This window comes from Microvirga sp. jy35, from assembly GCF_056148915.1.
Genome location: NZ_JBWBEW010000034.1, coordinates 1 through 11,911 on the forward strand (window position 1 = coordinate 1; position 11,911 = coordinate 11,911).

An 11,911-nucleotide genomic window follows, 5' to 3' on the forward strand; every position below is an offset into this window, starting at 1 on the left:
GATGGTCCCGGGCAGGGATATGCGCTGTGGAAGCAGGGCCTCACCTTCCGGCCTGATTGGGAGCATGTCATCACGCCAGTGGTCGACTTTGCCCTGAGCCGCGAGGGTGTCGATCCAAAGAGGATCGCGATCCAGGGCATCAGCCAGGGCGGCTACTGGGTTCCCCGCGCCGTGGCTTTCGAGAAGAGGATCGCTGCGGCCGTTGCCGATCCGGGTGTGGTCGATGTTTCCGCCTCCTGGACCGCGACATTGCCGCCGCCGATGCTGGAACTCCTGAGGGCTGGCCGCAAGGACGAGTTTGACGGGTACCTGGCCCGGTCACTTGATCCCACCACCAAAGCCGCCCTTGTCTTTCGCATGAGGCCCTACGGCGTAACCTCGTACTACGATGCCTTCAGGGCGAGCATGGACTACAGCCTCTTCGATGTCATCGGGCAGATTGAGTGCCCCATGCTCATCACCCAACCGGTCAACGAGGCCTTCTGGCCCGGGCAGTCGCGCCGGCTCTATGACCTGTTAACCTGTCCCAAGACCCTGGTGTCCTTCTCAGTGGCCGACGGGGCAGACCTGCACTGCGAGCCGAAGGGCTACGGGCTCAGGGACCTGCGCGTGTTCAACTGGCTTGACGCGGCACTGAGATAACCACCCTCTGGGAGCAGACCTACAGATGGGTATGCACTTCGGGGCGAGTGACGAGGCGCGCCACGAGCAGATCGCACCGGTGATCTCAAAGCACAGCAGTCCTTGCTGAATGTCAGCTTGAGGTCAACCTGAGCCCTCAAGTGAGATCGCGTGAAGGTCCCCTCGCAGTTCCATTGCGGAAGTACGGCTAAGGTCGGCCCAGTGCCATCAAGAGACATTAGCCTCCACAGCGCATCGCTCCCGATGATGGCGGGATCGAAGTCTGGGCAGCAACTCATGCAACGTCCTGCCGGCCTGCCACTTTGCCGGAAAGCACCAGTTCGGCCGCATCCACCGCCGATGAACCTATGATCGTGGTCCTCTTCCCTCAATACTTGAGTTGGTGATGGCAGGCGCGGCCGTCCGATCCGGCCCGTGGGTTCACTCGGCGGCAGGCGCGATCGAGACCGGATCCGTTGCCGTGGCCTGTGGCAGCGTAGGCACTTCGCACCCTGTAGCGCAGCAGCGTCCGGGCTGTGAGGAGACGAAAATGAGATCTCTTCCCCTCTCCTCCTGGCCCGAAAGCGATCAGAAAGCCTGGGCCCAAGCATCTCAGTCGACCGTACGAGTGCGGCTCGGTGGACGCGCAGCACATTTGAGCCAGGACACACGCGATGATCTGCAGCGGCGATATGGTTACTTCCTGCAGGCAGAGAAAGAAGCTGGCTTTCTTAACTGCTCAGCGGTGGCCGGCTCCCACGTGCGACCGGACGCAATCGAGAGGTTCTTAAGCACAGTATCGACCCAGTGGAAAAGCTACACTGTTGATATGACGATATATAAATTGCGGAGGATGGCCGAGATCTTGGATCCCCACCACGCGCTTGATTGGCTGGAAGACATTGAGTTTGACCTACGCGCAAATGTGGAAGCCAGAATACGCAACGAGAACTTCACGTCCGACCAGTTGCTGGAGGTCGGCGAGACCCTCTTCCGTGAGGCGGAGAATGCGAGCCACCTCACCCCTAAGGAGAGAGCCGTTCTGGCCCGAAATGGCCTTATGATTGCACTCCTGGCCGTCCATCCGATCCGGCATAAGAACCTCGCTCAACTGACCCTGAGTAAGAGCCTCCGTAAGATTGACGAGCGGTGGTGGATCATTCTCGAAGCGGTTGAGACAAAAGGCCGGCGGGCCGATGAGCGACAGGTGCCTGAGTATCACACGCCCTTGGTGGACCGGTACCTGGCAATCTTCCGCCCGATCCTCATTGCGCAAAAAGCGCGCGAGACGGGAAAGGTCGAGGAAGCTGCTATAGCCTCTGAGGTTCAGCCGGCAGGGCCGCTGTGGATCTCGCGGGCGGGCGATCCCCTTACCTACCCTGGAGTCGGCGCAGCGATCACTGAGACCACCGGAGCCGTCCTTGGCCAACGTCTCGGTCCTCATGCTTTCCGCCGGGCGGCTAAGGCCACTGTGACATTCTTTGGCACCGCTAACCCACGTATGATCCAGGGAGTGCTTCAGCATCAGACCTTCAGGACGGGCGATGATTATTACAATACGAGCCCGTCTCATCGGGCCGCTCTCGAGCTTACTGCGATCGTGAGAGCATTGATGCAAACTGGCTAGCGTTTGGGGCTACACACGGCTATGCGGGTAACGAGCTTGGTTCTCAGATAGGTATAATTACCGGATGCAAGATCCTCCCGTCGATTGCATACTCTCTAAACGGCGATAGGCATGATCTGGGACAAGTCGTGTGAAAGATCTCAAATCTAGGCCCGCTAGATCACAACACGGGCCATCGGACTCTTGTGCTTGCATGCGGCGTGCGGCTGTCGGCTTCGGATGTTCAAGGAAGAAGCGCCCCGCGCTCCTGCGTACATGAAATGGGCGGCCCTATTGGACCGCCCATGTTCTCCCGGAAATACGTGATCGTTAGCGGATGACCTGCACGATCTTACGGCTGCTCGGCTCGACCAGCACGGGGGTGTTGTTCACCACCGTATAGCGGTAGCCCTTCACCTTGTACTCGGCAGGCACCTCGTAATAGGTCACGCCGGACTCAGGCAGAACGGCACCCACACGAACCTCTTCCTTGTAGGTGTAAGACGGAGCCTTCTGGGTCGTCACATATGTACGGAACTCCGGCTGCTGCTGATCTGCGATGCCGCCCACGATAGCGCCTGCGACGCCACCCACCGCAGCGCCGACGGGACCGCCGACAACCGCACCGCCAACCGCGCCGGTAGCAGCACCTGCCGCTGCGCCGCCGGATTGAGCAAAGGCGGCTGCGGGGGCAAGGGACGCAAGGACAGCACCAGCGAGAAGGATCTTCTTCGACATGGATAAACTCCTGAAGTATAGCTGCGGGCTTGTTGCCCGTTGTGAATTTAACGCGGCCGTTTCAATGTAGTTTCAAGCCTACGCAAATTAATAATAAGGTATTAATAAGTATTCATCGAAATGAACGCTGCATGAATGATGCAGCTATCGGATTACAAGATTAAGCGCGGCAGCTCCGAGGAAGCGTGTCATCGATATTCTCGAACTTGCGAAGCGCCATGGGGAAATGCCATGACGTACTTTGGCAAAATCGACCGGAGCTATCTGTGAGATATTGGTCGCCGATGCACCAGTGGCGGCTTAGCTGTCAAATCCGGCCAGCTAATAACAGTGCCCGGCAGAGCGACAGCTAACCAAGATCTCGGCGATCATCTTCAACTTAAGGCCGCCCTAAGTGGCAGCAATGTGTGTGTAAGATAGAAAGCACGCCATTCATTTCGGGCATGGTGACGATGGCGTGTCAGATGTACATGGTACAGGGTACTGGCTCGCACCACACGTTCTAGGATCTCAGCCGTTCCGCACGTTGCGGATCACACATCAGGTGCGCTTTCATTCGACGCTCTAGCCGCTGAAGTTTGCGGATGTGCGGCTCCCGCTCCTGCTGATAGTTCCTCTCACACTCGGCCCATAGGTCCTGCGTTTCGACACTCGCTTCTGTCCAACGCCGCAGCCGCTCGCGGTCGGCTTCAAAGCGCCGCTCAATATCCGCCAAGGCTGCAAGGGTTTGCTGCGTTTCGGTGCGTAAGCTGTCATGCGTAACCAAAGCCAGCATGGCAAACTCGGTGGCGCGACGCGCGAGGGCTCGGGGTGTCATGATTACACCTCGGCTGGCGGTTCCGGCAAGGGCATCCATCGGGTCGCGACAACAACCCCATGACTGGTGTCAACCCAGATCCGTCGATACGGCGACCAGCGCCCAATTACGCGGTCGTGCCATTGCGTGAAGATCAGCACAGGAGTGCCATCCTGGGGTGCTGTCTCCATAGACTGCCACCGCATTCTAAGACTCCTGCGAGTGCAGCCGCCTTTCAAGTTGCTGAAGCAGAGCAGAAAGGCGTTGGGGCAACGCCTGATCGACTGTATCCTGATAGTGAGAGCGCAGATCACGCGCGATGCCAGCCCGTAGCCGGTCATCCCAGAACTGCGGGTTCAAGGCATTGTTCTCGTCTCTGCTTGAAAGCTCTCGGGTAATAAACTGCATGATACAGCCTCAGGTAATGTCTCTGATCCACCGACGCCGCCCCAGAAATCAGTCAGGTCAATATTAACGTAGGTTAACAACCTGTAACGAAGTCGTGAGTTTCAGCTAAGCAGTAGTTAAATGGAACTTAGAATGTGCAGGCTGGGTGAGTTAGCTTTGCAAAATGAAGCTGATAGAAAAATATACCCCGGAAGCTAAGAATATGTACTTAAAGACAAGCGCCTATTTTATCCAACGAGTCAGACGCTCTGAGGTGCTGCGCACTATCTGCGAACTGCCTTGAGCTCCCACCCGAACCGGAAGGCAGATGAGCTTTGCTAATCGCACTTCTCGCTTTCATAGTGGGCAACTTGCTGAGCGACATGCTCGATTAATGCTTCCATTGCTCCAACATCATGCTGGACCACTCCATTGCGGGTGATCCGCAATCGCGGGCTTGGATCTTTGTCGCGGGTCGCAATGCGAACGAGGGTCACGCAGCCGGAAAACAAGGCCGCCGCGCCTTCACGCACCTGCTTGAACAGGAGTTCGGCGCGAGGATCGAGTGCGCCGCCGCCAACCTTGATGCGCAGACCAGCCAGATGTGGACGGGCATTCCAGTGAATTTCGACGATGTCAGTCACAGGCACCAAATCAGATCGTTACATGCTTGGCTAACGGCCAAGGTTAAAGATCAGTTCCAAGGCAACATAAGGAACCAAGTCCTGCGGCCTCCCGTTTCCGCATCCATGAAGCCGCGTGGACCCCTTCTGAACCAGCCCACCATCCTTCTCGTTGAGGATGAGCCACTCGTGCGAGCCACTCAAGTTGACATCCTGCGGGAGGCCGGATTTTGGGTGCTAGAAGCCCAGGATGCCGACGAAGCCTTCGAGACCCTAAAACGACGGGTGGGTGTCAGCGTCGTACTGACGGATGTTAACATGCCGGTTCGCTCGACGGCTTCGAGTTCTCGCGGCTGGTCGCACAAGGTTGGCCGGAGGTCGGGGTGCTTGTCATTTCGGGCAAGGCATTCCCCGATGAAGGTGATCTTCCGCCATCGGCAGTGTTCATTCCCAAGCCGGTCTACCCTGATACCCTAACTGAGCAGATCGCGGCCCTGATGACCAGATCAGTGGTGACCTAAGCCCCATCGCTCGTGTACGACGTTGTGGTCAGCCTCATGCTTGAACGAGGACAGGCTTGATGCCCTATGCCCTTCATAAGCTCGCTCCGGGGAGCTACGACCTTAAACTCGACGGTGCCCTCATTGGTGACGTCGTGAAGAACGGGCCGAGAGCGGCGACGTGGACAGCGGAACTGCTGAACGATGTTCCGCCCGAGACAATGCCAGCTCCCTTCACTAAAACTGAACACAAGTTCCCCACGCTCGATGCTGTTCTCGCGTGGCTCGGAGGCGCGGAAATCAGGGAAGACAACTGAATAGAGCCAATCGGGCCAGCCGAGTCAGGTCATGTGAAGACGGCCTATGCCAGATTTGGCTGGGGAGCCAGAAAACGCACGGTGCACGTTGTGCCAGGAGCGCGTGGTTGAGCGTAAGAGCTTCGAAGAGACCCTACGCCATCTTTTCTATGAGCCCCTTCTGCGGCGCGGGGGCTGTATCCTCCGTAGATCGGTTCGTGGTACTCGTCCGCTCATTGAGGTCCGACCTTCCCCCTGAAGAACGCGGCCTAATCTCTCGATGAGCCGGTCTTTCATGCTGCGACCTCGTTCGATCACCGGGCACCTTCGCCTCTATGCCCTGGCGCTCACCTTTCCGATCCTGCTCGCGAGCAGTTTCATCGGATGGGCTTACCTGCGCCAAGAGGGTCAGCGCATCAACAGCTTGGCTGAGCGGCAGGTTCAAGCCGTCGCCTTACAGATCGACAACCGCCTTGCAGCATTCCAGGCCAGCCTCAACGTGCTGTCGGCCAGCCCCACGCTGCTCGAAGGCGACATGGACGACTTTCGCTCTCGGCTTGAGCAGACAGACCATCCACCAGACGTGTGGTTCACAGTTCGGGACGAGAATGGCCAACAACTACTCAACACGAGGACGCCCCGTGGAGCACGCCTGCCCGCCTTTCTAGGGCGTGGTGACCCCGTGATCTTCACCGAGGGGCGTCCCTATACATCAGATCTGATCTGGGCACCGGTTACCAGCCAGTGGGCGGTTACACTCTCTGTTCCGGTTCGGGTGCCTGCCGTCACGGGCAAGATCAGGTTTGCGCTCACAACGGGTGTCCCAGCCGCCTACTTCAGGAAGCTTCTGGATGATGTGCCGCAAGGATGGATCGCCGCGATCAATGATCGCGAGGGTAAAATCCTGGCCCGGTCCAAGGCTCATGATCAATCCGTCGGTAAACCGATGGCGCGGAGTGGATGGGAGATCACGAAGGATGTGCCTCCCGGCCAGGGCGGTCTCTGGCAGGACGTATACACCTTGGAGGGAACAAAGGTCGTTGGCGCATACTATCGCATGGAGAGCACCGGCTGGCTGATCGGTGTCTCAGCCCTGCCCGAGGTCTATGAAGCACCACGCCGCAACATCATCGGCATCGGCCTGACCCTTCTTTCGATGGCTCTGCTGCTGGCTCTGGCCCTCGCGTCTCTCATGGGGCAACGGATCACCAAAGCCATCAATGTCTTGCAGGTTAAAGCGGCGGCTATGCGCGACATGAAGGTGATCGACGTTCCCAGCACGTCTTTGGACGAAGTGAACACAGTTGCCGCGATCATGCGGAACACAGCGCAAATGCTTCGCAAGCGTCAGGACCAACAGACCATTCTGATTCAGGAATTGAATCATCGGGTGAAGAATACGCTCACCACGATTCAGGGAATCAGCCGGATGACGATCAGGAACTCGCATGACATGGCTGCCTTTGAGCAAGCCTTCTCTGCACGCTTATTGGCCCTCTCAAGCACACACAACCTGCTGACTGAAGCGGCATGGTCCGGGGTGGAATTGCGCGAACTGCTGACGAAAGAATTGGAGCCCTTTCGGGGCGGGTCACACTTGTTGCTGAACGGTCCTGCCGTCAATCTGACGAGTAAAGTGGCTATCGCGCTCGGGATGGCCATTCACGAAATGGCGACCAATGCGACCAAGCACGGAGCCTTCCAGGCAAGCGGAGGAAGCGTCAGGATCAGTTGGGCGGTGTCGGACCGGTACCTTACGCTCAAATGGCAAGAGAGGTGCGCCCATCCAATCGTTTCACCGTCACGTCAGGGCTTCGGATCCCGCCTAATCCAGCAAACGATCGTCCGTGAACTTCAGGGCACCGTTGACACGATCTACAACTACGATGGCCTGCAAGCTACGTTCACGATCCATTTGAGCGTTGATGACAGTATCAAGGATCAGGCCGAGGCAGGTGTCGATATGGAGCCAGCCTGAGCTTGCGATACCCAACGCATATCGAACTTGGTCGCGCCTCATGATCATCAACACGGCGCAACAAAGAGGATTATTGCTTCGACTTCCCTAGCACCATCTATTCGGCATCGACTTGGATTGTGCCGATCCTTATTGCCATAACCTTCCATGAAGCGGCACATGCTTATGCCGCCTGGAAACTAGGGGACGATACAGCGCACGGTCTGGGCCGTGTCACATTCAACCCGCTGAAGCATGTGGATCCTTTCGGAACGATCCTAATTCCCGCCCTTCTCTTCCTGACCAAGGCACCCTTCTTGTTTGGGTGGGCAAAGCCCGTTCCAGTTGCCTTCGGGCGTTTGGGCCATCCACGCCGCGACATGGCGCTTGTCGCCATGGCGGGTCCTCTGACGAATGTGGCGCTGGCCTTTCTTCGGCTGCTCTTCTTCGAACTGTCCCGCTGCTGCCGGAGGCAATAGCACCCTGGCTCGTGAAGACGCTTTATCAGTCGATCCTGCTAAACCTGATACTGGCGATCTTCAATATGCTTCCCCTACCACCTCTGGACGGAGGCCGAGTCGTCTTGAGCATTCTGCCCAACTTACTGGCAAAGCCATTCGCAAAGCTGGAACGGTTCGGTTTCCTTATTCTGCTTGGGATCATCTTCCTTCTGCCGATGCTTGGCAGACAAATCGGAACCGACCTAAACCTCTTCGGGTGGGCTGTTGATACTCCGCTCCGAGGGCTGACCCCGTTCTTCCTAGCAGTAGCAGGGCTGGCTCAATAGCGTCCGCAGAATATGGGTGGTCCATGTGAGATGCCGACCGACCATGTGGTAGTTCGGCCCTCATGGATTGAGCTAACATCGAACACATCACGAGGCGTATGCGGGCTCGTGGCGCTTAGTGCTTGAGATCTTTGGGGTCTTTGGCAGGGTAGACATTGGGACCTGCGGGCGGGTTCGATGAGCCGGTTGTTCCCGTCGTTGTCGGTCCTGTGGTCGTTCCCTCTGTGCGGTTCACTCCGACCACGTCAGAGGCTGTTGTCGCAGCTCGTTTCTTCTTCATAAAATACCAGACCGCAGCAGCGATGATCGCCAGCAGAACCAGAAGCCACAGCCACCCTAGTCCACCGCCATCATCAGTGGCTGGAGGTGGCGTTGCGGGCGCTGGCGTCCCGGTGGTCTGCGCGTAAGCGGTTGAAGACACAAACAGGAAGGCCAAAGCGGGAATGCTCTTCATGGGATTTTCCTCCGAACCAGCAAAATAAACGGACTTTGAGCCCTCAATCGCAGGACCATTGCCGGCTCTCGGAGGCTGACGATCTTTCACAAGCGTGCTACTCGCTCTGATAGCTGAGGAGCTTGAAGTTGAAAGGGGTCAGGACCAAGACCTTGGCAGATCGGGCAGGCGCAGCCCGGCAGAGTTTAGCCGCTCTGCTGAAGACGCTCGGCCAAGAGTTGCTTAGCCCGGTCGGCGCGCTGCTTTTCTTGCTGTTGAGCTTCGCGAAAGAAGGCGGCGAGATCCTGATCGCCTCCAGCATCGCTGGCATACTGCTCGTACAGGTCTGCCCCTTGGAGAGCATGGTAGAGAACGCTAACGAGATTGTAGGTGGCGTCTTTGGTGCCGGTGGTGTCGGCCATGGTAAGCCTCCTCTGCTGACGAAGACACTGGCGCAATACTTGGCTGCCAGGAAGGTTCCCTTACGTCCCACATCGTCGCTACAGCCGCAGCCAATTGCCTACGAGAGCAACACAAAGCAGGTTTGAAGCTGAAGTGGAACCCACCTGAAGCGTAACCGTTAATCATGGCTTTGCCATTGTCCCAGCAAGGGAGCCCTGCATGGGTGAGAAACCACGTTGTCGCGTCCTGATTGTCGAGGACGAAGCTATGATTGCCATGCTTGTCGAGGATATGGTGCTCGACTTCGGCAGTGAGGTCGTTGGACCTGCGGCTAAAATGGACGATGCAATCAATCTAGCGCGGTCTGCTGTACTTGACGCGGCCATTCTTGATGTAAACGTCAATGGATCGGTGATCTTCCCGGTGGCAGACATCCTGACCGAGCGCGGCATTCCCTTCATCTTTGCGACTGGATACGGATCGACGGGACTTCCCCCTCGCTTCCGAAGCAATCTAACTCTGCCTAAGCCCTTCAGCTACCAGTCTCTGGCAGAGGTATTGCGCGATGCCCTTGCCAACCAGCCATGCCATACCGAGGCAGCCTGAGTTCGACGCTCACGTCGCCCGCCAAGCGGCTGACGGATGCACAGGCATCCGACCAAGGCTCAAAAATCTCCCGCAAGATCTCAGTGCATCGGTTGATTCATTCTCCCGCCGCACAATAACCAACGCCGCTGTAGGGGGGATACTAGCCTTGCGCATGCTCCGCATTGACGCTTCAACGCCTGGTTGGCGTCTATGACTGACGCGACCTTGGCAGCCGCGCCGCCTGTCATGGCCCCTGAGGCAGCCGACCTAGCTGCTCTTGCCGAAAACCTTCCACACCTTGCTTGGATCGCAGCCGGTGACGGTCGCCCGTTCTGGTATAACCAAAAATGGTATCGCTACACCGGAACAACTCCTGACGTAATGCTCGGCCAAGGTTGGCAATCCATTCATGATCCGGCTGCTTTGCCCGAGATCCTTCAGCGTTGGCAGGCTGCCACTGAGGCAGGTGAGCCTTGGGAGATGACTATTCCACTGAAAGGCGCAGATGGCCTCTTCCGACCTTTTCTGACTCGCGTTCAACCATTCAGAGACGGCCAAGGGCGGATCACTCGCTGGTTCGGAACAAATACCGACATCTCTGAGCAGCAAAGGATTGCCAACATCCTTTTGGAAGAGAAGCGACATCTTGAGACCCTGAACCGAACCATGGCAGAAGTCTCTGCCGAGCTTAACCTTGAAAGACTTGTTCAGATCGTCACGGACGCGGGAGTAAGCCTTACAGGAGCACGCTTCGGTGCGTTCTTCTACAATATCACAGATGCGCGCGGAGATGCCCTGACGCTCTATACGATCTCTGGCGTGCCACGGGAGAACTTCTCCAAGTTCCCGAACCCGCGCGCGACCCATGTGTTCGCACCTACCTTCAATGGCGACGGCCTTATCCGATCCGATGATATCCTCACCGATCCACGATATGGGCAAAATGCCCCTTACCACGGAATGCCTGAGGGCCACCTCCCGGTGAGAAGTTACTTAGCCGTCCCCGTGAAGTCGCGATCAGGCGAGGTGTTGGGAGGCTTATTCTTTGGCCATCCTGAGCCTGCGCGGTTCACTACACGACATGAGGAGTTGTTGGTCGGCATTGCGGGGCAAGCAGCTATCGGCATTGACAACGCCCGCCTCTATGATGCGGCCCAGAGAGAGATTGCCGAGAGGCGGGAGGCGGAAAAGCACCGAGAGCTTCTGATCAACGAGTTAAATCACCGGGTCAAGAACACTCTGGCGACGGTTCAATCCGTTGCAGCACAGACCCTCCGGACGAGCGCCGTTGAAACTGAAGTCCGCGAACGGATTGATGCGCGCCTCATCGCGCTCTCAGACGCTCACAACCTCCTGACAGAGCACAATTGGGAGGGGACTACACTCGACAGGGTGGTGGAGATGGCGCTGCGAGCGCATCGGAGTGATCGCGAGGAGCGGTTTGAGGTCAGCGGACCAGAGGTCCACCTGTCCTCTAAGACTGCTTTAGCCATAGCAATGGCACTTCATGAACTCGCTACCAATGCAATCAAGTACGGTGCCCTGTCGAACGAGTGCGGAAAAGTGAGCCTTCATTGGCAGGTCGAACAAGCAGACGGGCAGCAAAGACTTCATATGGTCTGGTCTGAGCAGGGCGGGCCAGAAGTCACGCCACCAAGGCGTAAGGGCTTTGGTACGCGCCTTATTGAGCGTGGACTGGCAGCAGAACACGGCGGGTCGGTCCAGCTTTCCTATCCAGTGAGTGGGGTGACTTGCATCATTGATACCCCTTTACCGACAATCGCTTCCCGAGAGTTTTGAGACGATGGGCCAGAGTACAAAGCCACGACGGGTGCTAATCGTGGAAGATGAAGTCATGGTCGCGATGTACGTCGAAGACCTGTTGATTGAACTTGGCTTCGATGTTGCAGGGATGGCAACAAGCTTGGATCAGGCACTGCCGCTTGCACAGGTCGGTGACTTCGACTTCGCCGTTCTTGATGTCAATCTCGATGGGCGGCTAAGCTTTCCTGTTGCTGACGTGTTGCGGCAGCGCGGCATCCCGTTCCTGTTCGCCAGTGGCTACGGCTCAAAAGGGTTCATCGATGGCTATCGCGACGCCGTTCGCATCCAGAAGCCGTTCTTGGGTCAGGACTTGGCCCAAGCCATCGCGAAGATCGCGCATTGACGCCTTAGCT

15 protein-coding genes are annotated in these 11,911 nt (G+C 57.4%); 9 read left to right on the plus strand and 6 right to left on the minus strand.

All coding sequences use genetic code 11. From position 1 onward, the window contains the following. Window positions 1–642, plus strand: a 642-nt coding sequence (locus AC0QTX_RS20350) for an alpha/beta hydrolase family protein (protein ID WP_474605645.1), incomplete at its 5' end; no start/stop codon positions are given. Window positions 643–1,171: 529 nt separating this feature from the next. Further along, window positions 1,172–2,248: a hypothetical protein gene (locus AC0QTX_RS20355; RefSeq protein WP_474605646.1), complete on the plus strand. Its 1,077-nt coding sequence runs from the start codon at window positions 1,172–1,174 to the stop codon at window positions 2,246–2,248. A 309-nt stretch (window positions 2,249–2,557) separates the two neighbouring features. Here the strand turns inward: AC0QTX_RS20355 and AC0QTX_RS20360 are convergent, their stop codons facing one another. The 4 genes from AC0QTX_RS20360 to AC0QTX_RS20375 all read right to left on the minus strand — a co-directional run bounded on the left by AC0QTX_RS20360 (window position 2,558) and on the right by AC0QTX_RS20375 (window position 4,792). Then, window positions 2,558–2,965: a DUF1236 domain-containing protein gene (locus AC0QTX_RS20360; protein WP_474605647.1), complete on the minus strand. Its 408-nt coding sequence runs from the start codon at window positions 2,963–2,965 to the stop codon at window positions 2,558–2,560. A gap of 502 nt (window positions 2,966–3,467) precedes the next feature. Beyond that, window positions 3,468–3,782, minus strand: coding sequence for a hypothetical protein (locus AC0QTX_RS20365; RefSeq protein ID WP_474605648.1), 315 nt, complete (start codon window positions 3,780–3,782; stop codon window positions 3,468–3,470). Window positions 3,783–3,968: 186 nt separating this feature from the next. After that, a complete protein-coding gene (locus AC0QTX_RS20370) occupies window positions 3,969–4,169 on the minus strand; it encodes a NepR family anti-sigma factor (protein ID WP_474605649.1) in 201 nt (66 codons plus the stop codon). A gap of 317 nt (window positions 4,170–4,486) precedes the next feature. Beyond that, window positions 4,487–4,792 (minus strand): hypothetical protein, encoded by a 306-nt coding sequence (locus AC0QTX_RS20375; RefSeq protein ID WP_474605704.1) that lies wholly within the window; start codon window positions 4,790–4,792, stop codon window positions 4,487–4,489. Window positions 4,793–4,897: 105 nt separating this feature from the next. On the opposite strand from AC0QTX_RS20375, the gene AC0QTX_RS20380 reads away from it, so the two are divergent. The 4 genes from AC0QTX_RS20380 (at window position 4,898) to AC0QTX_RS20395 (ending at window position 8,311) form a co-directional block, all read left to right on the plus strand. Beyond that, on the plus strand, window positions 4,898–5,248 hold the full coding sequence (locus AC0QTX_RS20380; protein ID WP_474605700.1) for a response regulator: 351 nt from the start codon (window positions 4,898–4,900) through the stop codon (window positions 5,246–5,248). 103 nt (window positions 5,249–5,351) lie between these two features. After that, the gene (locus tag AC0QTX_RS20385) at window positions 5,352–5,588 is read left to right on the plus strand and encodes a hypothetical protein (protein WP_474605650.1); all 237 of its coding nucleotides are present in this window, start codon (window positions 5,352–5,354) and stop codon (window positions 5,586–5,588) included. A 274-nt stretch (window positions 5,589–5,862) separates the two neighbouring features. After that, window positions 5,863–7,545 (plus strand): sensor histidine kinase, encoded by a 1,683-nt coding sequence (locus tag AC0QTX_RS20390; RefSeq protein WP_474605651.1) that lies wholly within the window; start codon window positions 5,863–5,865, stop codon window positions 7,543–7,545. A gap of 523 nt (window positions 7,546–8,068) precedes the next feature. After that, window positions 8,069–8,311: a hypothetical protein gene (locus tag AC0QTX_RS20395; RefSeq protein WP_474605701.1), complete on the plus strand. Its 243-nt coding sequence runs from the start codon at window positions 8,069–8,071 to the stop codon at window positions 8,309–8,311. Window positions 8,312–8,426: 115 nt separating this feature from the next. Here AC0QTX_RS20395 and AC0QTX_RS20400 read toward each other — a convergent pair whose 3' ends face one another. Together AC0QTX_RS20400 and AC0QTX_RS20405 are read right to left on the minus strand one after the other, a co-directional pair. Next, window positions 8,427–8,765, minus strand: a complete 339-nt coding sequence (locus AC0QTX_RS20400; RefSeq protein WP_474605652.1) for a hypothetical protein — start codon at window positions 8,763–8,765, stop codon at window positions 8,427–8,429. A 185-nt stretch (window positions 8,766–8,950) separates the two neighbouring features. Then, window positions 8,951–9,166, minus strand: a complete 216-nt coding sequence (locus AC0QTX_RS20405) for a hypothetical protein (protein ID WP_474605653.1) — start codon at window positions 9,164–9,166, stop codon at window positions 8,951–8,953. 199 nt (window positions 9,167–9,365) lie between these two features. Between AC0QTX_RS20405 and AC0QTX_RS20410 the strand changes: the two genes are divergently transcribed. The 3 genes from AC0QTX_RS20410 (at window position 9,366) to AC0QTX_RS20420 (ending at window position 11,901) form a co-directional block, all read left to right on the plus strand. Continuing rightward, window positions 9,366–9,752, plus strand: coding sequence for a response regulator (locus tag AC0QTX_RS20410; protein ID WP_474605654.1), 387 nt, complete (start codon window positions 9,366–9,368; stop codon window positions 9,750–9,752). Window positions 9,753–9,944: 192 nt separating this feature from the next. Continuing rightward, window positions 9,945–11,534: a sensor histidine kinase gene (locus AC0QTX_RS20415; protein WP_474605655.1), complete on the plus strand. Its 1,590-nt coding sequence runs from the start codon at window positions 9,945–9,947 to the stop codon at window positions 11,532–11,534. A 40-nt stretch (window positions 11,535–11,574) separates the two neighbouring features. Beyond that, a complete protein-coding gene (locus AC0QTX_RS20420) occupies window positions 11,575–11,901 on the plus strand; it encodes a response regulator (RefSeq protein WP_474605656.1) in 327 nt (108 codons plus the stop codon). The last annotated feature ends 10 nt before the right edge of the window (window positions 11,902–11,911 follow it).